General features: G+C 45.1%; 26 protein-coding genes. 15 read left to right on the forward strand and 11 right to left on the reverse strand.

Annotated elements, in window-relative coordinates; genetic code table 11:
• The first annotated feature begins 232 nt into the window (after positions 1–232).
• On the forward strand, positions 233–877 hold the full coding sequence (locus QH73_RS18775; RefSeq protein WP_039715927.1) for a M23 family metallopeptidase: 645 nt from the start codon (positions 233–235) through the stop codon (positions 875–877).
• 35 nt (positions 878–912) lie between these two features.
• Here the strand turns inward: QH73_RS18775 and QH73_RS18780 are convergent, their stop codons facing one another.
• A complete protein-coding gene (locus QH73_RS18780; protein ID WP_165587735.1) occupies positions 913–1080 on the reverse strand; it encodes a hypothetical protein in 168 nt (55 codons plus the stop codon).
• Positions 1081–1175: 95 nt separating this feature from the next.
• On the opposite strand from QH73_RS18780, the gene rpsF reads away from it, so the two are divergent.
• The gene (gene rpsF / locus QH73_RS18785; RefSeq protein ID WP_039715926.1) at positions 1176–1499 is read left to right on the forward strand and encodes a 30S ribosomal protein S6; all 324 of its coding nucleotides are present in this window, start codon (positions 1176–1178) and stop codon (positions 1497–1499) included.
• Between the two features lie 84 nt (positions 1500–1583).
• Here the strand turns inward: rpsF and QH73_RS18790 are convergent, their stop codons facing one another.
• On the reverse strand, positions 1584–1931 hold the full coding sequence (locus QH73_RS18790) for an STAS domain-containing protein (protein ID WP_052290089.1): 348 nt from the start codon (positions 1929–1931) through the stop codon (positions 1584–1586).
• A gap of 690 nt (positions 1932–2621) precedes the next feature.
• Here QH73_RS18790 and QH73_RS18795 point away from each other — a divergent pair.
• From QH73_RS18795 to recG, 7 genes are all read left to right on the forward strand, one after another.
• Positions 2622–3272: a DedA family protein gene (locus QH73_RS18795; protein ID WP_039715925.1), complete on the forward strand. Its 651-nt coding sequence runs from the start codon at positions 2622–2624 to the stop codon at positions 3270–3272.
• Positions 3273–3341: 69 nt separating this feature from the next.
• On the forward strand, positions 3342–4283 hold the full coding sequence (locus QH73_RS18800) for a glycosyltransferase family 2 protein (RefSeq protein WP_039715924.1): 942 nt from the start codon (positions 3342–3344) through the stop codon (positions 4281–4283).
• A gap of 179 nt (positions 4284–4462) precedes the next feature.
• Positions 4463–5266: a 30S ribosomal protein S2 gene (gene rpsB / locus QH73_RS18805; protein ID WP_015153701.1), complete on the forward strand. Its 804-nt coding sequence runs from the start codon at positions 4463–4465 to the stop codon at positions 5264–5266.
• Positions 5267–5358: 92 nt separating this feature from the next.
• On the forward strand, positions 5359–5982 hold the full coding sequence (tsf, locus tag QH73_RS18810) for a translation elongation factor Ts (protein ID WP_039715923.1): 624 nt from the start codon (positions 5359–5361) through the stop codon (positions 5980–5982).
• 54 nt (positions 5983–6036) lie between these two features.
• Positions 6037–6159, forward strand: coding sequence for a hypothetical protein (locus QH73_RS28895; protein ID WP_286194132.1), 123 nt, complete (start codon positions 6037–6039; stop codon positions 6157–6159).
• 18 nt (positions 6160–6177) lie between these two features.
• Positions 6178–7083, forward strand: coding sequence for a hypothetical protein (locus QH73_RS18815; protein ID WP_039715922.1), 906 nt, complete (start codon positions 6178–6180; stop codon positions 7081–7083).
• A gap of 103 nt (positions 7084–7186) precedes the next feature.
• On the forward strand, positions 7187–9796 hold the full coding sequence (gene recG / locus QH73_RS18820; protein ID WP_039715921.1) for an ATP-dependent DNA helicase RecG: 2610 nt from the start codon (positions 7187–7189) through the stop codon (positions 9794–9796).
• 102 nt (positions 9797–9898) lie between these two features.
• Here the strand turns inward: recG and QH73_RS18825 are convergent, their stop codons facing one another.
• The gene (locus QH73_RS18825) at positions 9899–11278 is read right to left on the reverse strand and encodes a WD40 domain-containing protein (RefSeq protein ID WP_039715920.1); all 1380 of its coding nucleotides are present in this window, start codon (positions 11276–11278) and stop codon (positions 9899–9901) included.
• 76 nt (positions 11279–11354) lie between these two features.
• Here QH73_RS18825 and QH73_RS18830 point away from each other — a divergent pair, with 76 nt between their 5' ends.
• Positions 11355–12443, forward strand: a complete 1089-nt coding sequence (locus QH73_RS18830) for a tocopherol cyclase family protein (RefSeq protein WP_039715919.1) — start codon at positions 11355–11357, stop codon at positions 12441–12443.
• 682 nt (positions 12444–13125) lie between these two features.
• Here QH73_RS18830 and QH73_RS18835 read toward each other — a convergent pair.
• From QH73_RS18835 to QH73_RS18845, 3 genes are all read right to left on the reverse strand, one after another.
• Positions 13126–13680, reverse strand: coding sequence for a deoxycytidylate deaminase (locus tag QH73_RS18835; RefSeq protein ID WP_039715918.1), 555 nt, complete (start codon positions 13678–13680; stop codon positions 13126–13128).
• Entirely contained in the window at positions 13677–15182 is a 1506-nt protein-coding gene (locus QH73_RS18840; RefSeq protein WP_039715917.1) for a thymidylate synthase, read from the reverse strand. The genes QH73_RS18835 and QH73_RS18840 overlap by 4 nt, the downstream gene beginning before the upstream one ends.
• A 311-nt stretch (positions 15183–15493) precedes the next feature.
• Positions 15494–15865 (reverse strand): WD40 repeat domain-containing protein, encoded by a 372-nt coding sequence (locus QH73_RS18845; RefSeq protein ID WP_132867368.1) that lies wholly within the window; start codon positions 15863–15865, stop codon positions 15494–15496.
• Between the two features lie 228 nt (positions 15866–16093).
• On the opposite strand from QH73_RS18845, the gene QH73_RS18850 reads away from it, so the two are divergent.
• Positions 16094–16747: an AzlC family ABC transporter permease gene (locus QH73_RS18850; protein ID WP_039715916.1), complete on the forward strand. Its 654-nt coding sequence runs from the start codon at positions 16094–16096 to the stop codon at positions 16745–16747.
• 85 nt (positions 16748–16832) lie between these two features.
• The gene (locus tag QH73_RS18855; RefSeq protein ID WP_039715915.1) at positions 16833–17126 is read left to right on the forward strand and encodes an AzlD domain-containing protein; all 294 of its coding nucleotides are present in this window, start codon (positions 16833–16835) and stop codon (positions 17124–17126) included.
• Between the two features lie 47 nt (positions 17127–17173).
• On the opposite strand, the gene QH73_RS18860 is transcribed toward QH73_RS18855, so the two are convergent.
• Positions 17174–18700: an ABC transporter substrate-binding protein gene (locus QH73_RS18860; RefSeq protein ID WP_309476508.1), complete on the reverse strand. Its 1527-nt coding sequence runs from the start codon at positions 18698–18700 to the stop codon at positions 17174–17176.
• On the opposite strand from QH73_RS18860, the gene QH73_RS28355 reads away from it, so the two are divergent.
• Positions 18666–19088: a hypothetical protein gene (locus QH73_RS28355; RefSeq protein ID WP_236147095.1), complete on the forward strand. Its 423-nt coding sequence runs from the start codon at positions 18666–18668 to the stop codon at positions 19086–19088. The genes QH73_RS18860 and QH73_RS28355 overlap by 35 nt on opposite strands.
• Before the next feature lie 9 nt (positions 19089–19097).
• Here QH73_RS28355 and QH73_RS18865 read toward each other — a convergent pair whose 3' ends face one another.
• Entirely contained in the window at positions 19098–20114 is a 1017-nt protein-coding gene (locus tag QH73_RS18865) for a sulfate/molybdate ABC transporter ATP-binding protein (RefSeq protein WP_039715913.1), read from the reverse strand.
• A 325-nt stretch (positions 20115–20439) separates the two neighbouring features.
• Here QH73_RS18865 and psb34 point away from each other — a divergent pair, with 325 nt between their 5' ends.
• Complete coding sequence (psb34, locus tag QH73_RS18870) at positions 20440–20610, forward strand: photosystem II assembly protein Psb34 (protein WP_039715912.1); 171 nt, start codon at positions 20440–20442, stop codon at positions 20608–20610.
• 307 nt (positions 20611–20917) lie between these two features.
• Here the strand turns inward: psb34 and QH73_RS18875 are convergent, their stop codons facing one another.
• Together QH73_RS18875 and QH73_RS18880 are read right to left on the reverse strand one after the other, a co-directional pair.
• Positions 20918–21340, reverse strand: a complete 423-nt coding sequence (locus QH73_RS18875; protein WP_039715911.1) for a YidH family protein — start codon at positions 21338–21340, stop codon at positions 20918–20920.
• Between the two features lie 4 nt (positions 21341–21344).
• Positions 21345–22346: a hypothetical protein gene (locus tag QH73_RS18880; protein WP_039715910.1), complete on the reverse strand. Its 1002-nt coding sequence runs from the start codon at positions 22344–22346 to the stop codon at positions 21345–21347.
• 112 nt (positions 22347–22458) lie between these two features.
• Between QH73_RS18880 and QH73_RS18885 the strand changes: the two genes are divergently transcribed.
• On the forward strand, positions 22459–22998 hold the full coding sequence (locus tag QH73_RS18885) for a YIP1 family protein (RefSeq protein WP_039715909.1): 540 nt from the start codon (positions 22459–22461) through the stop codon (positions 22996–22998).
• A 155-nt stretch (positions 22999–23153) separates the two neighbouring features.
• Here QH73_RS18885 and QH73_RS18890 read toward each other — a convergent pair whose 3' ends face one another.
• Positions 23154–23339 carry a hypothetical protein gene (locus QH73_RS18890; RefSeq protein WP_039715908.1) on the reverse strand — a complete coding sequence of 62 codons (186 nt, stop codon included), beginning with the start codon at positions 23337–23339 and terminating at the stop codon, positions 23154–23156.
• Between the last annotated feature and the right edge of the window lie 11 nt (positions 23340–23350).

Consider the following 23350-nt stretch of genomic DNA (forward strand, 5'->3'; position numbering starts at 1 on the left):
TGTTAGCGAACCTAAATCTATAGCGAACTTAAATATAAATTTCAGATAGAGGCAACACCGGTTCGACCTCAACAGTCCACTAAAACTAATCAGTCAGTAATATTCGGAATTTTTCCTTCTCTGCTAGTCAGTTGCCAGTATTTTATTTAAGTTATATGAATCAAGTTGCGATCGCTCGAATTCTGTTAACGCCCGTGGTGTCAAACCAGTACCCAGAACTAGGAGTCAAAGCATGAAGCAATTTCAACTCCTAAGGTTTCAAAGACTGGGTTTTACTGTTTCCAAAAAAAGTTTGCTGCTGGTTGCACTCAGTCTAGTCAGCTTACCCTTACTAGCATGGCATCACAAAAAGGTAACAGCAGAGGAAGTAGCGCAAAACAAAATTGCCACTGGTAATCTTTGGCGCAAAGCATCCTTTCCGGTCGAAAATTTCCAATACTATAGTTCGCCTTTCGGCTACCGTCGCTCTCCTACTGGCGGTTCGGGCTTAGAATTTCACAGTGGGTTAGATTTAGTAGCGCCTCAAGGTAGTTACGTCCGCAGTTGGTGGACTGGCACAATAGTCAAGGTTGCCGATCGCGATGCCTGCGGTACGCACGTTATTATTCGTTCTGGAGCTTGGGATCACATTTACTGTCACATGCAAGGACAGGTCGGTACTCAAGGCAAAAACCGCTACATGATCGACCGCGAAGGCGGAATTGTTTTGTGGGAAGGGCAAACAATACCAGCTGGAGCCAGAATCGGTCGTGTCGGTATGACTGGACGCACCACCGGACCTCATCTACATTGGGGTTTGAAATACGCTAACAATTACATCGACCCCGCTTTAGTCCTGCGGGTCATGTACGCTCAGCAAAAAGATGGGCAGTCTTAATTGTTATTGGTTGTTGGTTGACGGTAAACGCTGCGCTACACTACCCCTTCGGGGAAGCAAGCTACGTGAAGACGGTTGACGGTTGACGGTAAACGCTGCGCTACACTACCCCTTCGGGGAAGCAAGCTACGTGAAGACGGTTGACGACTGATAACTGACAACTGACAACTGACAACTGATAACTGACAACTGATAACTGACAACTGACAACTGATAACTGATATAATATTTATTCCTTGCTGCTTGTCAAAAAACTGAAAGCAGCCTTTTTGTCCAAAAGGAGATTATTGAGCGTACCATGCCATCAGCTTACGAAACAATGTACATTTTGCGTCCCGACCTGGGAGAGGAACAGATCGAACAGGCGATCGCGAAATATGAAAACTTCCTCAAAGACCAGGGAGCTACTAACCTACAAATTCAGCTGCGCGGGAAGCGCCGTCTTGCTTACGAAATTGGCAGACAGCGCGAAGGCGTTTACGTTCAAATGAACTATGAAGCGCCAGGGACAGCTATAGCTCCAATGGAAAGGGCAATGCGCTTGAGCGAAGAAGTCATTCGCTACCTGACGCTTAAGTTAGAGGAACCAACAGCCACTCCTGAAGCCGCAGCAGTGGAATAAAGCTATCGTAAAATTAAAACAAGTAGGGTGGGCATTGCCCACCCTACTTGTTTTTCAAAACTCTCAATTTCAGGCGATCGCCAACTAACGCATTAGAGCAGGTGAATTAACAGTTGTTAGCACCTCATCATAACTATCAAAAATTTCAAATACAGAATCAAGTTGTGTTAGTTCTAATACTAGCCTTACGGAAGCTTGCACGTTGCACAGGACTAGACGGCAACCGATTTGTCTTGCAGATTTCAACCCACTCACCAAGGAAACTAAGCCAGCACTATCCATGAAATCAACTTGGGCTAGATCGATCACCCAGAGAGCTTGCTTTTGAGGCATTAGCCCAGCCAATTGAGTTTCTAAGGCACTACCACCATTCTCGTCTAGGCGTTCTGGTGGCTGAAGCAAAATTAGTTGAAATTCTTGTGTACTCATCATTATTATTGCCGATTTACTCAGTGCATACAATAGGGATTTAGACAAGCCAGTTATTGTGAATTTATATATAAGCTCAAATTAACTGACGCAAATTGTCGATTGTCTGAAGCTTCTCCATTCAAGGATTTTTGAAATTTAGTTATTGAGGAATCAGTGGAAGTTTCAACCTATAAAAATTTGTCCTTAAGTTTAATAAATTCACAAATATTTAAATAAAAAAATGACTGAATCAATCGCTTTTATTTACGTAAACTTGACTCCTATTTTAGGCTAACGATTTTTAGTGCATATATCCAACCGTAAAATCACTGCTGTTTCTGTTGTAGTTCATAGAGTTAATTCAATCGATCTCAGTAGATTCACGAGCGGACACTGCTGCCTCAATCGCTACATTTTAGGTTGAATACCAAAACAATTAGTAAAGTATTCGAGCGGCTGCTTCAGATGAATCGATTTAAGCATGGAAACCTTCAAGTTTCAGTAAAATCAACAGTTTTTACCGAATCTTTATTACAAATCGAGTTTTTTATAAAGATTACGTGAAGCAATTAATGTAATATTTATTGATTTTCAGTAGTTTTTCGTAATATTCGACTGGTGCGAGGATAAACGGCAGTATAACTTGGATTGACACATTTTCCAGGCTCGCGCCAAGATGGAAGAAAAGTAAAACTTTGTAAAGGCGGCTGGATGTCACTAGAGTTTTTATCGTTGGAAAGAATTCAGGAAATTGCCCACCAGTACGGCTATTGGGCAGTTTTTCTCGGAATTTTATTAGAAAACCTCGGTATTCCCGTCCCAGGTGAAACCGTAACCATAGTTGGAGGGTTTCTTGCAGGTAGTGACGAGTTAAATTACTGGCTCGTTTTAGGTGATGCGATCGCGGGAGCTGCTATTGGTGGAACTTGCGGCTATTTAATCGGCAGAAAATTCGGTTGGTCGTTCATGTTGCAAGTCGGTCGAATTTTCCGCATTTCAGAAGACCGACTCCTAGAAATGAAAGAGCAGTTTAGTCACAACGCCACCAAAGCCGTATTTTTTGGCAGATTTATCGCTTTATTACGTATTTTTGCAGGTCCACTGGCTGGTGTTGCCCAAATGCCCTACGCCAAATTCTTTATTTATAACTTAGCGGGAGCTGCTGCTTGGGCATCAGTCATGGTGACGCTGGCTTTCTTCGTCGGTAAAATTGTTTCTTTAGAAGAATTAGTTGCTCTCACAGCTAAGTTTGGCATCGTAGCACTAGCGATCGCTTTCGCTGTCATTTTTGTCCCTTTGTGGCTAGAAGCACGTAAAGCGGGAGTCGGGAGTCGGGAGTCGGGAGTCGGGAGTCAGGAATAGTGTTTTAACTTTTGACTTTTGACTGACTCATTACCCGTTACCCTTATAAATGGTGTTGGGAAAAAAGCGATGTTTTTCAGTATTGTCATTCCTACATACAATCGCCTGCCAATTTTGGCGAAGTGCTTGCGATCGCTAGAACGCCAAAACCTTGACGATGTGGCTATAGAAGGTTATGAGGTAGTTTTAGTCGATGATGGCTCTACAGATGGTACTTTGGCATGGCTAGAGGCAAATGCAGCTGAATTTCCCCACCTGCGATCGCTTTTACAAGACCACCAGGGACCAGCTGCGGCTCGCAATTTGGGAGTAGAACAGGCAAAAGGCGATACGATCGTGTTCATCGATAGCGATTTGGTCGTGACTGAGAATTTCTTGCAGGCGCACGCTCAAGGGTTGCAGCAGGGACGAGAAATGTATGGTAGCGATCGCATTTTTACCTATGGGCGAGTCATTAATACTTGTAATTTTGACAATCCTACAGCCGAGCCATATAAAGTTACTGATTTTTCTGCGGCTTATTTTGCCACGGGAAATGTAGCTATTCCTCGCCATTGGCTAGAAAAAGCTGGGTTATTCGACACGCGCTTTCAACTCTACGGTTGGGAAGATTTGGAATTAGGCGTGCGGTTGAAACAGTTGGGATTAAAGTTAGTGAAATGCCCCGACGCAGTTGGCTATCACTGGCATCCAGCCTTTAATTTAGAGCAGATTCCTAATTTAATCGACAAAGAAATTCAACGCGGTCGCATGGGAGTTTTGTTCTACCAAAAGCATCCAACATGGGAAGTGCGGATGATGATCCAAATGACCTGGATACACCGCTGGCTGTGGGGTATTCTTTCCCTCGGCGGACAACTCAACGAGCGTACCCTAGCCCCAGTTTTAAGGTGGTTGATTAACCAAGGTAAGCCTCAATTAGCCGAACAGGTCGCCCGCATCTTCCTCAATTGGTACAACGTTCAAGGCGTTTATGAAGAGTACGCTTTGATGAAACCTAGAACCGAGTAGAGGCGTTCTCTGATGGGAGAGAAACCCGTATAGACTTTTCGTAAGTGCCGAAACGTTTTAGTTGGAAACCATATTATACTAGAAAAGTTGTCTACAAATCGCACATCCAGCGTTTTCGGGTGTTTCCTGGGAGACGCAGCTGGGTGGAGGATTAACCCGAATCAGGAGTTAAAGAAGATATGCCAGTCGTTTCATTGGCTCAAATGATGGAGTCTGGGGTTCACTTTGGGCATCAAACCCGTAGGTGGAATCCCAAAATGTCTCAGTACATCTACACTGCTCGTAATGGCGTTCATATCATTGACTTAGTGCAGACAGCTCAGTTAATGGATGAAGCTTACAATTACGTCAGACAATCTGCCGAGCAAGGGAAAAAGTTTCTCTTCGTTGGTACGAAGCGTCAAGCAGCGGGGATTGTAGCTCAAGAAGCCTTGCGTTGTGGCGCTAGCTATGTCAACCAGCGATGGTTAGGCGGAATGCTGACTAACTGGACGACGATTAAAACTCGCGCCGAACGATTGAAAGAGTTAGAACGTCGTGAGGAAAGCGGAGCGCTGGATTTACTACCCAAAAAAGAAGCATCCGTACTGCGGCGAGAGCTAGCTAAACTTCAAAAATACCTGGGTGGGATCAAGAACATGCGCAAAGTTCCCGATGTGGTCATAATTGTAGACCAGCGGCGGGAATACAACGCAGTATTAGAATGCCAGAAGTTAGGCATTGAAATTGTATCTATGTTGGATACAAACTGCGACCCCGATCTCGTTGACGTTCCCATTCCTGCTAACGATGATGCCATCCGTTCGATCAAATTGATTGTAGGCAAATTAGCTGACGCAATTTACGAAGGACGACACGGACAATTGGATGCGGAAGAGGATTACGAAGATTACGAGGGCGCTGAAGAAGATTTCGATTATGATGAAAGCGAAAGTGAATACACTGATGCGGTGATTCCTAACGAAGAAGAGGAAGAAGGATAGGTTAATGGTTAATGGTTAATGGTTGATAGTGACAAACAATTAATCATTGACTAACAAACAATTAACAAATAACAAATAGGAATTGAGGGAAGATGGCGGAAATATCTGCAAAGGCTGTTAAAGAGCTACGCGAGAGAACAAACGCTGGCATGATGGATTGCAAAAAAGCACTCCAAGAGACTGATGGCGATATGGAAAAAGCCATTGAATGGCTGCGGCAGAAAGGGCTTGCCTCTGCTGGAAAGAAAGCTGGACGTGTAGCAGCAGAAGGACTAGTAGATAGTTACATCCATACTGGCGGGCGAATTGGCGTGCTAGTGGAAGTGAACTGCGAAACTGACTTTGTAGCGCGCAACCAAGCATTTAGTGAATTAGTGCGAAATATTGCCATGCAAATCGCCGCTTGTCCTAACGTAGAGTACGTTAGAGTCAGCGATATTCCCCCTGAAGTTGTCGAAAAGGAAAAGGCAATTGAAATGGGGAAAGACGATCTAGCAGGAAAACCAGAGAATATTCGCGAAAAGATCGTTGTTGGACGCATTGAAAAGCGCTTGAAAGAGATGTCCTTAGTGGATCAAGCGTACATCAAGGATCAAAACAAATCAGTAGAAGATTTGGTGAAAGAAGCGATCGCCCAGTTAGGCGAAAATATTCAAATCCGTCGCTTCTCCCGCTACGTCTTAGGTGAAGGCATCGAAAAGTCCTCCGAAGAATAGAGCCAAATCATCGAGCTATTGATTAGCTCCCTTCAATTTACTAGACGGGTTAAAATGGTGCGACGCACCCACCCGTCCTTTTTTTTAGGGAGCAGGGAGCAGGGAGTAGGGAGCAGGGGGGAGCGATCGGGAGCAATTCTAGCCACTAGCCACTCCTCACTAGTCACTGACAACTAATAACTGATAACTGAAAAGATGGCAAGAGCAATCGAACAAATTGAGCGAGACATGCAAGCTTTGGAAAAGTCGGCAAATAAGTTATTTGCTGAACTCAACAGCGCCTACACGAGTTATTGTCAAGCTTTAGGACAAGCTACACGCCAACAGCTGATCTTAGCAAGTTATCAAGTCTGCACTCAGGCGTATCCCAAGCAATTTTTGAGTCTGTCTATGAATCAAAGACAGCAATTGCAGCGATCGCTTCGTCAGTTAGGGCAAACAGCAGCCGAACGATTGCTAGAACTGTTGAACAACCCAATGGAAATGGCACGGGAGCTAGCACATAGTATTCAGCTAGATAGAGAAAATGCGATCGCTGAAATAGAACAGGACTTGATAGAGGAACAGGAACAGATAATTCCGAATTCCGAATTCCGTTCGCGTAGTGTAGCGTCAGCGTCTATTCTGAATTCTGAGTCTCCTGCTACACCTTCTAACCCTTTAGAACTAGTACAATGGCAGCAAATTTTAGAACGAGCGATCGCCCAAGTCCTCAAAACCTTATCCTTAGATGCGAATCAATTACTGCAAAAATCTGGCATTCTACCTCAAAAACTACCTGCTCCTTTACTAGAAGCTGCTACCGCAGTATCGGAAACTACGGGCGAAATGACAGCAGGACCACCCAATGTCATGAATTTATTAATTGAAACTGAAAATCCGCAGGATTTGCAAGAAGGTGGCGTGACGCAGTTAATTGCAATTCAGTTGCGGTTGTCAGAAGTTGAGTTTGCAGATACCAATGTCAGGACTGCACGTAACCAAGTACGGCAACTAGAATCAAATTTAGTTTCTTTAGGGCGAGAATATCAGAAGAGGCAGCGGGAGCGAACGATCGCTGAAGCAGAAGCTGCATGGCGTGCGAGTTGGTTTGACGAATAGTCAGTTATCAGTTATCAGTTATCAGTAAAGAAAGGGAGTAGGGAGCAGGGAGTAGGGAGCAGGGAGCAGTGACCAATAACCAGTGACCAATGACGAATGACCAATGACCAATGACGATATAGACTGGTTGCGATTGCAGAAAGCCTTAGCTGTGGAGGCAGAAAAAGGCTTTGTAGACTTGGTAGGGAAACAATACCGCTTCAGCGAGTTTCTCTGTTTGAGTTTTGGCAAACCTCCTGCCACTTTATCTGTAGAAGAAAGACGTAGATGGCAGGAAATGGCAATGCAATTTGCCGAATACCATCAGATGACGCAGGAAGAGAGACAAAGCTTAGTTGCAGCAGCACGTAGATGCTTGCACCTATCGCAACAAGTCTCGGAACAGCAGCATTTATACGCTCTAGGAGACATAGAGGACAAGGAGACAAGGAGACAAGGAGGACAAGGAAGCAATTCTAGCCACCAGCCACCAGCCACTAGCCACTCATCCGACTTCCCACTCTCCAGTACGGGCGTACAGATGTGCGCCCCTACCGACTCCCGCATCATTCAACCCAAAACATCAACGCTCGTTTCCACTAAATCTTCAGAGATAAATCAACGTCTTGCACCCAGTTTAGAGCAGCCTTTGACGAGGTTGCCGGAAATTGGTGCGAGAAGAGGTGAGATTTTAGCCAAGTTGGGACTGTATACAGTTAGGGATGTGTTACTTTACTATCCTCGCGATCATATTAACTACGCACGGCAGGTTAAGATTTGCGATTTAGAGGCAGGGGAAACAGCAACGCTAGTAGGAACGGTAAAAAAGTGCCAGTGCTTTACTAGTCCCCGTAATGCTAAATTATCCATTCTGGAAATTGTCCTGAAAGATAATACGGGTCAAATTCGCATCAACTACTTTTTCGCTGGCGGACGTTATTCTCATCGTGGCTGGCAAGAACAACAAAAGCGCAAATATCCACCTGGCGCAGTCGTCGCAGCGTCGGGATTGGTGAAAGAGAGTAAATACGGTCTGACGCTGGACAAACCAGCTCTGGAGGTGCTGGCACACCCAGGAGATACAATTGATTCATTAACTGTGGGTCGAGTTGTGCCAATTTACCCCTTGACGGAAGGTGTCGGGGCAGATATGGTGCGCAAGGCTGTCACTACCGCACTTCCATCCCTAGTTCATCTCAAAGATCCGTTACCAAAAGCTTTACGCGATTATTACGGATTTGTTGAGGTAAGAGAAGCGATCGCCAATATCCATTTTCCAGCTGATACCGACGCTTTAGAACTTGCCCGTCGTCGCCTGGTATTTGACGAATTTTTCTATTTACAACTAGGTTTGCTGCAACGCCAATATAAAGCACGGCAAATTGCTAATAGTGCCGTTCTCTCGCCAAGCGGTCAATTGGTGGAAAAGTTTTATCAACTTTTACCTTTTAAACTCACTGGCGCGCAGCAAAGGGTGATTAATGACATTCTCAACGACTTAAAAAAATCCGTACCGATGAATCGCCTGGTTCAGGGAGACGTGGGTTCGGGGAAAACGGTTGTTGCAGTGGTAGCAATTCTCGCCGCGATTCAATCAGGCTACCAAGGGGCGTTGATGGCTCCTACAGAGGTATTAGCAGAACAGCATTATCGCAAGTTAGTTGGTTGGTTTAATTTATTACATTTACCTGTAGAATTGCTGACGGGTTCGACTCCGGCGGCGAAACGAAGGCAAATTCACGCCCAACTAGAAACGGGAGAACTACCCCTGTTAGTGGGAACTCATGCCTTAATTCAAGATAAAGTCATTTTTCAACGTTTAGGATTAGTTGTAATTGACGAACAGCACCGATTTGGTGTCGGACAACGCGCTCGTTTGCAACAAAAGGGCGAGTCTCCCCACGTTTTGACGATGACAGCTACGCCGATTCCCCGTACTCTAGCATTAACCTTGCATGGGGATTTAGATGTGAGTCAAATTGATGAATTGCCCCCAGGTAGGCAAAAGATTCACACAACTGTATTGTCTAGTAAAGAGCGATCGCACGCTTATGAATTAATTCTGCGTGAAGTTGCTCAAGGCAGACAAGCTTACATTGTCTTGCCCTTAGTGGAAGAATCGGAAAAGCTGGACTTAAAAGCAGCAGTCGATGAATTTCAAAAGTTGCAAGAAAGCATTTTTCCCCAGTTTCAAGTCGGATTGCTCCACGGTCGCATGTCGTCAGCCGATAAAGACGAGGTGATTAATTTATTTCGCGACAATCAAACGCAAATTCTCGTTTCTACCACTGTAATTGAAGTTGGTGTAGATGTTCCCAACGCTACGGTAATGCTCATTGAAAATGCCGAGCGATTTGGTTTATCTCAGTTGCACCAGTTGCGGGGACGTGTCGGACGTGGTGCGGCGCAATCATTTTGTCTGTTAATGGGTAATCCTAAGAATGAAACTGCTCGTCAACGCCTAAAAGTATTAGAAGAATCTCAAGATGGATTTTTTATTGCTGAAGCAGATATGCGATTTCGCGGTCCTGGGGAAGTTTTGGGAATGCGTCAAGCTGGACTACCAGATTTTACCTTGGCAAGTTTAATTGACGACCAGGCAGTTTTAGAAATTGCGCGAGAAGCTGCTGAGAAGGTGATGGAAAAAGATCCAACTCTGCAACGCTGGAGTTTAATGCAAGCAGAATTAACCTATAGATATCAAAAATTGATGGGTGGGACAATTTTAACTTAAAGTTAGAAACTATAACATTTTAGTACGTAATCAATTCTCTTTTTATCAGATGTTGGCAGGAAGAAGCTCTGGTGCTGATTTTGCGTCAGTTACCGCGCCGAGTTAAAGCCGTTGCCAAATCTTAATCGTCATATCCCGACTGCAACTCGCGAGTACGTTCCCTTGTGGATTGAAAGCAACTCCATTCACCCAGTCGGTATGTCCCTGAAGCGCACATAACTGCTTTCCCGTACTGGGATACCACAACTTAATTGTATTATCTCCCCTGCTAGCTAAAGTCTGCCCGTCGGGACTGAATACTACAAATCCTACATAGCTGTGATGCCACGTCACGGCAGAAAAAGGTTTAGCCGTACCCAATCGCCATAATTTAATTGTCTTGTCATAACTAGCACTGGTTAAAAACTGCCCGTCAGGACTGTAGGAAATTGAATTGACCCAACTCGAATGTCCTTTGAGGACGTGCAGCAGTTGTTCCATGCCTAAATGCCAAATTTCAATGGTTTTATTACAACTACCAATCGCTAAAGTTTGCCCGTCAGGACTGAAAGCAACAGAATAGGCTGAGTTTGCTTGACCGACACGGGTATCTAATCTTTGTCCTGTAGTTAAGTCCCAAAAGTGGATTGTCTTGTTTTTACCATGACTAGCCAGCTTTGTCCCATCAGGCGCGATCGCCACCGACCAAACTGGATCGGCATGTCCGATTAACGTATTTACCAATTCTCCCGTATCTAGCCGCCAAATCTTAATCGTGCAATCGTCGCTGCTGCTAATTAACCATTTGCCATCGGGACTGATAGCAATAGATCGTACCCATGCTGTATGTCCGATCGAAGTTTTTAATAATTTTCCCGTTGCTAAATCCCAAATTTTAATTGTTGTATCCGCACTAGCACTAACTAGAGTTTGTCCGCCTGGACTCATCGCCACGGCAAATACCCAGTTCGTATGTCCGATGAGGGTGTTGACGCATTTCCAGCGAGTATGAGGTGATGCTGTAGGCGATGGCTTAGGTGTTTTGGGTTTTGGTTCCAGTTCTAAAGCAATTTGAAAATCAGAGTCTGCCCGATGTTTGTCTCCCAATCGAGAACAAGCAAGTCCGCGATATTTGTACGCAGCCGCAAAGTTAGGTTGGAGGCGAATCGCTTGCGTAAAGTCCTCGATCGCCACGATATATCTACCTCGTCTCGCGTTCTCCATCCCTCGCTTAAAATAAGTCTCGGCGCAAGATTTGGAGGTTGAGAAAGTCCCTGTAGCCGCAGCTACCCTACTTCCGTGTGGCTGCTGCCATTTGAGTTGCTGGTACGCCTCGTTAATTTTTTTGATTTCTTCTTCGGCTTGCTGCTTTAATTGGGAGCGATCGGGAAATAAATCGGGATGCCAAGTTTTCGCCAAGGTACGGTAGGCGTGCTTCACCTCAGCAGCAGTTGCACCAGGTTTTAGTCCCAGGATTTTGTAATAGGTTTCGACTTGACTCATCTCAATGGCGATAACTTACTTGCGTCAATAGCATGAGGCGATCGCTCATACTGGAATAGGACTTACAAATCCGGTCATGGTTAGTATTCCCAAAAATTTTTCTTTCTCAACACAAACTCCTCATAGTGGTTATCACTGGGATGGTAGCGATCGCCGTTTTTTTGAAGGCTGGTACTACCGCGTTACTTTGGATACTGGCGACACTTTTGCTTTCATGTACTCGATCGAAGACCCCATAGGCGGTAAACCCCACAGTGGTGGTGCAGCTCAGATTCTCGGTCCTGACGATCGGTATTTATGGCGGACTTATCCCGACGTAAAACGCTTTTGGGCGAGTCCGACTCAACTCGCTTTAGGACATTGGGGACAAACAGACTTAGATACTCCAGCAAATTGGCTTTCTCCTGACGAATTCGATCGCCACATCCAACAGGGTTATCAGGCTACTGCGACCTGGAACCAAGGTATCATCCTCGATCCCGGCAATAATGGTGTTTGCCGTTGGCAGTACGAGATCCAACCGATTTATGGATGGGGCGATCGCGGTAGGATACAGCAATCTACGGCTGGTTGGCTGTCTTCGTTACAAATATTTGAACCTGGCTGGCAAATCTTGATGGCGCACGGTTTAGCCACGGGTTGGATCGATTGGCACGGTAAGCGTTACGAATTTACCAAAGCCCCAGCCTATAGCGAAAAGAATTGGGGCGGTGCTTTTCCGCAAAGATGGTTTTGGCTGAATTGCAATAGTTTTGACGACGAACCCGACTTAGCCTTAACTGCTGGCGGTGGTAGGCGTGGGGTGTTGTGGTGGATGGAATCTGTAGCAATGGTAGGCTTGCATTATCGGGGTAAATTTTACGAATTTGTCCCTTGGAACTCCGAGGTAACGTGGAACATCCAGCCCTGGGGTTGCTGGCAAATGCAGGCAAGAAATGCTGATTACGAAGTTGTTTTAACGGGAACGACAGATTTACCCGGCACTCCCCTACGCGCACCCACCCAGAATGGGTTAGTTTTCTGTTGTAAAGATACAATGCGCGGGCAAGTGAGTTTACAACTCTATTCTTGGCGTGGTGGCAAGAAATTGATATTGGAGGCTAAAAGTTCAGTCTGTGGCTTAGAAATCGGTGGCAGTCCGTGGGATAGTACGTGGCAGAAATGAGGAGTGAGGAGTGAGGAGTGAGGAGTGAGGGAGACAAGGGGGACAAGGGAGAGAAGAGAGCTGAGGGAGCTGAGGGAGCAAGACAATTCAAAATTCCCCACACCCCACACCCTATTTACTACTAGTTACCAGCCACCAGTCACTCACCCGACTTTTGACTTTTGACTTTTGACTTTTGACTTCTGACTTCTGACTTCTGATGCTATGATCGCAAAGGATTGGGGCTGTAGCTCAGTTGGATAGAGCGAGCGCCTCCTGAACTATCGGGCATCATAGGGGAAACTCTATGTATGAATGCGATCGAAGTCGGTGAACCCTAAAAAGTTAGCAGACTGACCGCAATGTTTGCACTTCATGGGAATACCGAGCCAAGCTAAAGTAAAGTGAATAGCAAGTTTTGAGTATCTATTAGAACTTAAAACTTAAAACTCAGGAAGACTTTGGAAGGTGTAGAGACTAGGTGGTCGCCACCTACGGGCTAAAAGCCTATGGTGAAGGTATAGTCCAGAGAGTGGGGAAACTCACACAAATCTGAAGCGCTAGGTCGCGCGTTCGAGACGCGCCAGTCCCGTCGTCAAAATTCAAGCCTTACAGCTATGTCAGCAGGGAAAGCTGTTTGCCTTAATGACAAACGCTCGACGCTTGTAACCGCGAATTGTTCAAAGTGCCATAACTCACAAAACTAGCTAATATAAGTGTTTTCATACCTAGCAACAGATGTATGATTGAGTAGGAATAAAGCCGCTTTTTCCTGCGTTGCTTCGGATAAATGAATTTGTTGCAGCGTCACTAGTCCTTCTTTGACAAAGGAATCTCTCACCACAGCATTTTCGCCACCATTAAAGGAAGTTTCATAAAAAACTTCTTTAATCCCAGCTGAAATAATTAACTTTAAACAAGATAAACAAGGTTCTAGGGTGACATAAATACTCGCCCCATCAGTAGATGTACCGTGTTTGGCAGCTTGGGCGATCGCATTTGCCTCTGCGTGTACAGCCCGCGATGGTAAGCTCTTACTAGCGTCACAACTGCTCAACCCTGGATAGCAGAATCCTTGAGCAGTGCAATGAGCCGAACCAGACGGCGAACCGTTATAACCTGTTGCTACAACCTGCTTGTTTTTAACAATTACCGCGCCAACTGGAAAAGCAAGGCAAGTTGAACGAGTAGCTGCTAGTTTAGCCAACATTAAAAAGTACTCATTCCACGTTGGTCTTTGGTCATCGCTAGCTGTCATTTTCCGTCCTGGTTATATAACTTACCTGTTTTCAAACACTCAGATGCCTTTTGCAACTCCATCCCTAAATATCCAGCATGATCTGGACGAATAGAAGGAGAAGCAGCACAAATTTCTCTTAATAGCTTTAAGGGATTTTTCCCAGAATAGCAAGCAACAACCTCACCGCTACCAGGTGTGGTTTGGGTAACAACTATCTCACCGTCTGTAACTTCAATTAGAAAGTTTCCACATGGATCGTTGTAGTCTAATTGTTTAGAAATTACCGCATACTGCTGCTTAATCAGTTGGTCTACATTTTCCCAAGTATCGTCATATATATGGGCTGATTGGCTAATTGTAATTAGCGGTCCCATACGTAAATCGTAACTAGAACGAGCGGCAATTTCATCTCGAATATGCTGTTGTAACGCTCTCAATCCCATAGCGTTTGCAGCCCATGCAGAAAACATATCGTTACTGCGTAACGTCGCTGTTAATGATATTTCTTGCTCGACAACTCTCACCCAAATATGATTTAAACACGGGCTACCACCTTTTTCATGGTCTTTCACATCCCACAGTGTCATGACGGCACTAGCAGCATCGATCTCTCCGATCAGCTTTTGAATCACCTGCTCGACTTGATCCCGACCAAAATGCGATCGCAATCTTTGACCGTAAGTATATTTCACCCCTTCTCTATAGGGCTGGTCGTCTAAAATCTGCGAGAGATATTCTTGAATGAAAGCGCGATCGCATGGTAAGTAATTTGGTTCGGGAAAATAGAAACCCTCTGGTTCGTCAGTGACAATTGCCATCAGATCGATTAATTCCTGCCATTGTCCATCGTAGCCAGTCGGTCGAATTGTGCCTGTCGTTTTGATTCGGTGAATAATTTTCACCCAAGTTTCAGCAATTGTTTTTCCTTCAATTCGATGTCCGTAACGAGTCCCGGGTAAAACTGTAGGAACTACACTCCCTATAGGAAATTCTATAGGCACACCCCAAGGCTGTATTTCTTGTTGTTGAGTCACAGCAACAAAATTGCGCGTCTGCTCAACTGCTTCAGTAATAGAAAACACTTCCTTAACTACAAGATTTTGCCGTAACTGTTCCAATGCAAGAGCATCGACTTCCATATCGATATACCCAGGAATGGAGGAACAAATCACCCAGCAGTGCTTTCCCGTATCGCTTGACCCTGCGGCAAAGCCATGCTCGAAAAAATCTAACAAGCACTTCGTACCCCCTGAGTTTCTATCTTCTTTAGTCGCGTTGAGAACGACTAAGAAACAAACGTGAGGATTGGCGAGTAAATTGCGGATCAGCAAGTTAATTCCCCGCGTTGGCGAGTATAACTGTCCGATGACTGCATATTCGCTCTCTTGCAAATGCTTGGCGATCGCCTGTTTGACAGTCCAACCAGTCACTACTGCAACTTGTCCAGAGCCATATAATAGCTGGTTTGGTTTATGCGAAGGTCGGTAATGGTACTGTTTTGAGGAATTGGTGACTGTCACGGGCTTAATTAGGGAGTAGGGAGTCGGGAGTCGGGAGTAGGAGAGTGGGAGTCGTAGGGGCGGGTTTAGCAAAAAACTCACGCTTACGTCAATCAATCCTTGCTCAAAACCCGCCCGTACAGGGGAGTCGGGAGTCGGGCGACGAGGAAGCAATTCTGGTTCCACTAGTCACTAGCCACCAGTCACTTACCCGACTCCACGTTCGCGCGCTCTCTGTTCGGCAACTCTTGTAGAATACCTAAACCTGAAACAAAATGGCTAGTGACTCGCATCTTTTGCGGCAGAGAATCATTAATATTTAATTTTTGTAATTAGATTTGCCAAATTTTAATTGTTCGATCTGTGCTGCCGCTGACGAGCGTTCGTCCGTCGGGAATGATGGTAATGGAAGTAACGCGATCGCGATGTTCTATGAGATTGTGGCGTACAGTTCCAATTTCTAATCGATCTTTATGTTTCAGATGGGCGATCGCTTGGAGGTTTTTTTCAAGATGCTTGACTGTTATACCCATATGTGTATCTCCTTCTACTCCTAATCCTGCTAGTAGCCGAATGCTGGTTTGCTCGTACTTTTTCAGAGTGTCAGATGCACTCTTATGAACCGCTTCGACGATCGCATCCATTATGTGGCAATACGGTTCAGATAAGACGATCCCCCCAACCCCCCTTGAGAAAGGGGGCATTATTCCCACCTTATTAAGGGGAGCTAGGGGGGATCTTTGAGGATCTAATACTTTTAACTGAACTGTATTGCATTATGTGGTGTTTTTATAACTAGCAAGATCGTATACTACGAGATCGCTAAGATGGGCAATCCCCTCTTACGTTAGCAAGAGTATAGAGCAAGATCGTTCAAGACTGAATTGCTCTCGCTACTTAAACTAGGACTGTAGCGGATTCGAGAACGGTCAATGCAGGAGTTTTTGAAAGGCATATATCGCGCCTTGGGGGTGGGAGTTGGTTATTTCCCCGTGGCGATGAGTTTTGGGGCGTTGGCAACTGGAGTAGGTGTATCCACATCAGCGGCGGTTACGATGTCTATTTGGGTTTATGCTGGTGCTGCCCAATTTGCCGCTTTGGAAGGAGTCAAGCAAGATCTCTTTTGGATGAGTATCGTGCTGACGATGCTGCTGATTAATTTGCGCCATATTCCGATGAGTCTGGCTAGCGATCGCATTTTTAACTCTTTTGGGCTGGGACAGCGATTATTCCTCGCTCACGGACTCACAGATGAAGCTTTTGCTTTAGATATTACTAGCAAACCGCGATCGCATTTCTATTATTTCGGCATCCATACTCTATGTTGGTTAAGTTGGATTTCTGGGACTTGGTTGGGATGTCAAATCGGGGCAAAGTTACCCGTACAGTGGTTGAGTTTTGCTTTGCCGAGTTTGTTTATCTGTCTTTTGGTTGATAGTCTTGGCGATCGTCTCGGTAGAGAGTGGTTGGTAGTGGCGATCGGTATTGGTTTGGTACTGATAACTCAAAGTTGGGGAACTTGGGGTTTTTTACTGTCAATTTTCGGGGTGACTTGCGTGGCTGTGGTGTTGCGAGAAAAGATTTAAACGCAGATAGGAACGCAGATAAACGCGGATGAACGCGGATAAGAAATTATCTTTTTGATAACTGACAACTGACAACTGATAACTGATGAATATTTGGTGGATTATATTATTAGCTGGTTTGGGTACTTTCTTGATGCGAAGTGTGGGCATTTGGGTAAGAACAGATCGGTTGCAAGCGGGTTGGTTGGATAAAGTTGGTTTTGCGGTAATTTTGGTGATGGCTACCAGTAGCGTGGCTGACTTGGGAGAGTCAACTGTAGAAATTTGGGGGGCGATCGCTGCAAGTATAGTTGTTGTAGTTGCAAGTATTATCAAGCTACCGTTTCTCTTACGTATCGCCCTCGGTTGTCTTGTATTTGGCGCGATCGCCAGCCTATAATTTTGCTAACGCACGTTTTGACTTTTAACTTTTGACTTTTGACTTTTTCAACCTTTCTTCATCTGCCACAAAGGAAGTTTCAAAATCGGATCGATTTGTACGCCTTGAAGTCCTTTTTGGGCAAAAACATAGTCTTTATTTTGAACTAAGGGAATAATCGGTACGTCTTGGGCAATTAAGTCTTGGATTTCACCAAAGATTTTTGCCCGCGCTTGCGGATCTTGTGCTTGGCGCTGTTGAGAGATTAATTTGTTCATGCGATCGCTGTAATAGAACGAACCTTGGCTTTGACTAGCACCATTCTCGCAACCGCTAGCGTCGCCTTTAGGACAACTTAAAAATGGTTGAATGTAGTTATCGGGATCGCCAAAGTCGGGATACCAATCTTGTAAAATTGCCTGATATGCTCCTTTGGCTTGGTTGGCGAAAAAGGTAGCTGATTCTTCTGGCTGCGGCTGGATTTGAATTATTCCTTCGAGTTTTTGCGCTGCATATCCCCTCAAAGTGCCTGCAATTTGTTCTCGAATCAGGGAATACCCAGGATAAACGACTTGTAATTTCAACGGGTTCTCTTTGGTGTATCCCGCTTTGGCTAATAGTGCTTTTGCTTTCTCTACATTGCCATCGCCATAAGCCGATTGAAACACGGGTTTATAACTGTCGAAGGTATCGGGCAGCATACTGTAGAGTGGTTGCGCCTGATTTTGATAAACTCGTTGTATCAGTAGGGGACGATCTATCATTGAAGCGATCGCCTGTCTCACCTCTAACTGGTCTAAAGGCTTTTGCTTGACATTCAAAATCATATGGGTGACAGTATTACTTTTTTCTTCAATCGCCTGCCATCCTTTTGATGTTGCTTGCTGTTTTAAACTCTCTACTTGCTGCGGATCGAAGGTTTGATAGGCAATATCTACTGCACTCGTGCGGAAAGAATTGTATAAATTTGCCGCATTCGAGAGAATTTGAAAGTCGATACCTTGATTTGTCGGTTTTGCACCCCAATACTTATCGAATGCATCCATCCGTACCAAATTTGGTGTAAACTGCCTTAACTGATACGGTCCCGTACCGACGAATTTTGTCGGCGAAAATTTACTGCTACCAATTTGATAGGCTTTGGGAGAGACAGCGCACATCCCAGGAAAAGCTAAGACTGAAGGGAATGCCGCAAAAGAATTTTTTAATTTAATTGTTATTTCCTCATTTCCTGTCGCCGCTACAGAACTCACTACATCAGACAGCAGGGCGCTTGGTTTCCCGCCATTTTTAATAAATCGATTTAGCGAAAACGCCATCGCTTCGGCGTTGAATGGAGTTCCGTCATGAAAAACAACTCCTTGACGGATGGGAATCGTGTAAGTCAAACCGTCTTGACTGACTTTAGGCAAAGCTGTAGCTAGCTGGGGTTCTAATTCTCCCGTACCTAATTTGTATGTGTAGAGGCGATCGCACAGACTTGTAGTAATATTAGTGCCTGCTAATTCGTAATTATCTGCGGGATCGATCGTTCTCGGTCTTAAAGTTGTCCCCACGGTAATGCGACTGTTACCCCCACCACCAGGAGTAGGCACTGTTGTCTGTGCTGGCGGACGTGAAGTGTTACAACTAACAATCAGCAAGCAGCATAGACTCAGCAGACTAAAGAATTTTCCCCACGACCAAAATTGCCTGCGCGATAAACCAAACCAGTTCATATTTTTTAGTGTTTTCGATTTAGCCAGTTATCAGTTATCAGTTGTCGTAGGGGCGGGTTTTGACCAAAAATTTTCGGTTCTAGCTGTTAGTTTATTTGCTAAACCCGCCCGTACAGGAGTCAGAGAAGTCGTAGGGGCGGGTTTTGACCAAAAATTTTCGGTTCTAGCTGTTAGTTTATTTGCTAAACCCGCCCGTACAGGAGTCAGGAAACAGAGACCTTCTTCTCACGCACCACGCACCACGCATCACTGTCTTAACCAATGACCAATGGCATTAAATCGAATAGTATAACGGAAAAGATTTCGCTTCTCTGGGTTTGACATAAACCTTTTGCTGCGGTTCGAGTTGCAGTTGGTCGAAGCGATCGCGAGTGAGATGCGCCATGACCACTTGTCCGTCGTCCAAGGTTAACTCTGCCTGAATTTCCCAGCCCAGATGAATAATCCGACTGACTCTCGCAGGGACACTCGTACTGTTAGGTTCTGTCTCGATCGCCACATCTTGGGGACGCAGGAAGATTTCTGGGTGGGCAGAATCAAACCCGTTACCCTGAAATATTTTCGCCGAACTTGGTAACACGTTCACCGGGCCGATGAAACTCATCACAAACGCTGTAGCGGGGTGGTCGTAAACTTGGGCTGGCGTACCTACTTGTTCGACTTTACCTTTATTCATCACCACAATTTCATCGGCAACTTCCATCGCCTCTTCTTGGTCGTGAGTCACGAATACTGTGGTAACGTGAACTTCATCGTGGAGGCGACGCAACCAGGCGCGTAAATCTTTGCGCACTTTGGCATCTAACGCCCCAAAGGGTTCGTCTAGTAACAAAACTTTTGGTTCTACCGCTAGCGCCCGTGCCAAGGCGACTCTTTGTCTCTGTCCGCCCGAAAGCTGCGAAGGATAGCGATCGCCCAATCCTTTTAATTGCACTAACTCTAATAATTCCTCTACCCGTCCTTTAACTTTCCCTTTGGTGGCTTTGCGAATTTCCATTCCAAAGGCAACATTTTGACGCACCGTCATGTGTTTGAACAAAGCGTAGTGCTGAAATACAAACCCAATGTTGCGATCCTGTACGCTCTGATTGGTTGCATCTTTGCCCGTCAGTAAGATCTTACCGCTATCCGGCATTTCCAACCCCGCAATCAACCGTAAAAGCGTAGACTTACCAGATCCAGAAGGACCTAACAAAGCGACTAAAGAACCGCTGGAAATCTCTAAGCTGACGTTGTCAACAGCGGTAAAACTGCCAAACTGTTTGGTGACGTTTTCTATGACAATACCCATTTTAAGAGAGGAGCTAGGGGCTAGGGGTTGGAGGCGAGGGAATCAGTTGTCAGCATTCAGCAATAACTCATCCCTGTAATTTCCAGTTAATCGGTGGGATTACAGTAGATATATATCATACATTACTAACTCTTGTCTGCCGAAACTGAGTTAGTCAATACATTACAACAATTCTTTTGTCTGCCGTAATTGCCGATCGGCGATCGCTGACAGATAAGCAACACTTTGCTTAACTATTTATTTTTTATTTGTCAAGACATCTTGCTTTTTCGTAACAATACTGTTACATTAGTTTACAAGAGTTAACAAACACGGAATAAACAGTATGTACACAACCATTAACGAAGACGGCATTCTGAATAACTACGCCACCGAACCAGAAATGTATTATTCTGAATATCCAACCCCAGAACAGCAAAATCGCTATACTTTTCAGGGTGCGATCGCTGGTTTGTTTGTCATGGCTCTAGTATTAGTTGCTCTTGTTGCTAGCTAAGTTTATTTAATTTCACGATTTAAGTTCGACAACAGTAGCTCCCATCGATATTTAATTCCTCCTCTTGCACCTCGGCTTTTGAGTCGAGGTTTTTTGTTACATCAGGACTTGCACTGGCTCGACTACACAGGCACAACCTGCCTGCGCAGGTTAAAACATTGTCCAGTCCACGCAGCTTGAATAATGCTTCTCTTAATCTGACAAAAAATATCACTTATAAAGAAAACTAAAACTTCTTGATTCTGACAGTGGCAGAAAATAAAGCAATTATTAGAAGATCGATTGTGTCTTTTCGATCGACTGCGAATTAATTTCGATCGCGCTCGGATGTAGGTGGAGATGGTGCAGAACGACCCAAAATTAGCGGAATACTCATAGTTCCCAGAGCCATCATGATGACTGCCAAAAGCCAGATCGCTAAACGGTTGGGGCGATAGTTGCCGCTTTCAATTTGCCCAAAAACTCGGTTATATCGCCAAGCTGCCAAGGCAATCGTGAAGATACCAACTAGAACTAGGCTCACCCCCAAATTCTCGGAACTAACTAAATTGCGATCGGCAACCGTGGGTTGTTGAGTCACGGCTGTTTGCAGTTGGCGCAGAAACAAACCAAATCGAGCGATCGCAAACCCAAAACCAATTAAAGCGATCGCCGTCCGCAACCAAGCTAAGAAAGTCCGCTCGTTGGCTTGATGCTCCCGTTGGCGATCGATTTCCGATTTTCTGTCCATGCTATTATTTTTCCTTCGACCAGATCGGCAACTGATTCACCTTTTGTATCGTTAAATCTACATATTTCATGCCTTTCTCGCCAGCTATCTCCATGCCAAAATAGCCTTCTGCACCATCGTGTTCGTGCGGTCCACTCGAATGTACAGTATAACGACCCTGCCTGACAGCCTGATTAAACGGCGAACCTACCGTCCAAATCCAGCGAGAGGGAAAAACAATTCTGCCAATATCCTCTACCCAGTCTCGTTGACCTTGTAAATGATAAATCTGCTCAGCCGTGTTAAAACCATCTGTACCAGCAAACACACCTCCAATCGAGATAACTGCAATTTGAGTGTTTGGCAGCCATCGATCGAGATATGGAGTTGCGGCAAGGGCAACTTGAGCGCCACCACTCGTCCCCATCAACAGAATCTTAATTGGTTGCTGAGAGGTTTGGGATAAGGGGTGAGCTGCTTGCATCCGGTCAACGATCGCGTTAGCAATCCCCAAGTTATAGACTTTTCCATAGCGATCGTCGGCAGAAATGGCAAAACGCCAGAGGTTGCGAATTTTTATTAATACGTCCGCCACACCATACCAACCTTTAGCCTCGTCTGCGAAACGCCACAAGGGAGCTAAAAAGCGCTCTCCCCCCAAACTTTCATTTGCGGCTGAATAGGGAAAGACATCGCGTACGGTAACGCAGTTAGGATGCGCTTGTTCGAGACGGTTGAGAAAGACTTCTTCCCCAGGTAATAGCTGGTTAGCAGAAAAATCTCCCACACCTGTTAAAAAGACAATGTAACAATTTATATTTGCCGATTGAGGCTGTGAATTTGAACTGTCACCCAACCGCAATTGCTTATCTGGCTTTGGTTTTAGCCCTAAACTCTCCACTTCTTGAGAAAGCCACCAAACCAGAGTTCCCACGGGTGAGAACATGCCCCAAATCAAAAGTATAATTCCCGCTAGAACTAGCAGTCTTAAGCTTCCGCTCCGCAGCCAATTGACAAACCTTACCATAAAATTTCATTGGTCATTGGTCATTGGTCATTGCTCGTGCGCTCCCTGCTCTCTATTAACTGTCAACTGATAACTGATAACTGATAACCCCTCACTTTTCAAGGAATTTAAAGTGCGCGATCGACATAGCAATCTCTGGAGTCTACTACGGGAGGCACTCACTTTAGACCCTAATTTTTACGAACATATTCCTATTAATGCGAAAAATCGCCGCTTCGCCCAAATCGTGGTTGTTCTTGCAGCCGTCTCTTACTCTCTTGGTAGTGCTGTGATTTTTTTAATCAACCGAGTTCCCCTACCGCTGTTAATTTTGAGGCTCTTGGGCAGTGGGATCGGTGTCGTCATCGGCTACTACTTTTGGACTTTGACGATTTGGAAAATTGGTGATTGGTTTAAACCAAATCACGTAACTTATCGAGCGCTGATGATTCCTCTAGGCTTGGCTTACGCCCCCCAAGCTCTCAACTTTTTAACTCTGATTCCTCTATTGGGTCAACCAATCGAGCGAATTTTAGCCGTGTGGAGTCTGCTAGCGGCAATTGTAGCAGTCCGCCAAGGTCTAGATATTTCCCCTGGTTGGGCGATCGCGATTTGTTTAATCGGTTGGATACCACTTCAAATGACAATCGGTCTAGTCAGAGCGATCGCCTGAGAAGTCAAAAGTCAAAAGTCAAAAGTCAAAAATTAGGAGTCAGGAGTCCAGGAGTCAGAAGTCAGAAGTAATTCTCCCTCAGCTCCCCTGCTTCTCTGCTCATTGGTTGCGGATAACTGGTCACTGGTCACTGGTCACTGATAACTGCTTCCTGCTCACTGTTCTTGGGGTTTTTCCTGTCGTTCGTCGGAGATTGCTTGTTTAATTTCTGGGCTGTCGAGTAACTCTTTTGCCATATCCATGAACTTGAGACTGTCTGGGTGGATTGACTGTCGCCGCAAAATGGGAATTTCCTCATTAGAAGCATCGTTGTTTGCTGGACGGTCTGCATCTGAGTACATAATTCCTAACT

It is taken from the genome of Scytonema millei VB511283, from assembly GCF_000817735.3.
GTDB classification, from domain to species: domain Bacteria; phylum Cyanobacteriota; class Cyanobacteriia; order Cyanobacteriales; family Chroococcidiopsidaceae; genus Chroococcidiopsis; species Chroococcidiopsis millei_B.

Coding starts and splice junctions, on each gene's coding strand:
- QH73_RS18775 (WP_039715927.1), top strand. CDS start 233: ATGAAGCAATTTCAACTCCTAAGGTTTCAAAGACTGGGTTTTACTGTT.
- rpsF (WP_039715926.1), top strand. CDS start 1,176: ATGCCATCAGCTTACGAAACAATGTACATTTTGCGTCCCGACCTGGGA.
- QH73_RS18790 (WP_052290089.1), bottom strand. CDS start 1,931: ATGATGAGTACACAAGAATTTCAACTAATTTTGCTTCAGCCACCAGAA.
- QH73_RS18795 (WP_039715925.1), top strand. CDS start 2,622: ATGTCACTAGAGTTTTTATCGTTGGAAAGAATTCAGGAAATTGCCCAC.
- QH73_RS18800 (WP_039715924.1), top strand. CDS start 3,342: ATGTTTTTCAGTATTGTCATTCCTACATACAATCGCCTGCCAATTTTG.
- rpsB (WP_015153701.1), top strand. CDS start 4,463: ATGCCAGTCGTTTCATTGGCTCAAATGATGGAGTCTGGGGTTCACTTT.
- tsf (WP_039715923.1), top strand. CDS start 5,359: ATGGCGGAAATATCTGCAAAGGCTGTTAAAGAGCTACGCGAGAGAACA.
- QH73_RS28895 (WP_286194132.1), top strand. CDS start 6,037: ATGGTGCGACGCACCCACCCGTCCTTTTTTTTAGGGAGCAGGGAGCAG.
- QH73_RS18815 (WP_039715922.1), top strand. CDS start 6,178: ATGGCAAGAGCAATCGAACAAATTGAGCGAGACATGCAAGCTTTGGAA.
- recG (WP_039715921.1), top strand. CDS start 7,187: ATGACCAATGACGATATAGACTGGTTGCGATTGCAGAAAGCCTTAGCT.
- QH73_RS18825 (WP_039715920.1), bottom strand. CDS start 11,278: ATGAGTCAAGTCGAAACCTATTACAAAATCCTGGGACTAAAACCTGGT.
- QH73_RS18830 (WP_039715919.1), top strand. CDS start 11,355: ATGGTTAGTATTCCCAAAAATTTTTCTTTCTCAACACAAACTCCTCAT.
- QH73_RS18835 (WP_039715918.1), bottom strand. CDS start 13,680: ATGACAGCTAGCGATGACCAAAGACCAACGTGGAATGAGTACTTTTTA.
- QH73_RS18845 (WP_132867368.1), bottom strand. CDS start 15,865: ATGCCCCCTTTCTCAAGGGGGGTTGGGGGGATCGTCTTATCTGAACCG.
- QH73_RS18850 (WP_039715916.1), top strand. CDS start 16,094: ATGCAGGAGTTTTTGAAAGGCATATATCGCGCCTTGGGGGTGGGAGTT.
- QH73_RS18855 (WP_039715915.1), top strand. CDS start 16,833: ATGAATATTTGGTGGATTATATTATTAGCTGGTTTGGGTACTTTCTTG.
- QH73_RS28355 (WP_236147095.1), top strand. CDS start 18,666: ATGCGACTGTTACCCCCACCACCAGGAGTAGGCACTGTTGTCTGTGCT.
- QH73_RS18865 (WP_039715913.1), bottom strand. CDS start 20,114: ATGGGTATTGTCATAGAAAACGTCACCAAACAGTTTGGCAGTTTTACC.
- psb34 (WP_039715912.1), top strand. CDS start 20,440: ATGTACACAACCATTAACGAAGACGGCATTCTGAATAACTACGCCACC.
- QH73_RS18875 (WP_039715911.1), bottom strand. CDS start 21,340: ATGGACAGAAAATCGGAAATCGATCGCCAACGGGAGCATCAAGCCAAC.
- QH73_RS18880 (WP_039715910.1), bottom strand. CDS start 22,346: ATGGTAAGGTTTGTCAATTGGCTGCGGAGCGGAAGCTTAAGACTGCTA.
- QH73_RS18890 (WP_039715908.1), bottom strand. CDS start 23,339: ATGTACTCAGATGCAGACCGTCCAGCAAACAACGATGCTTCTAATGAG.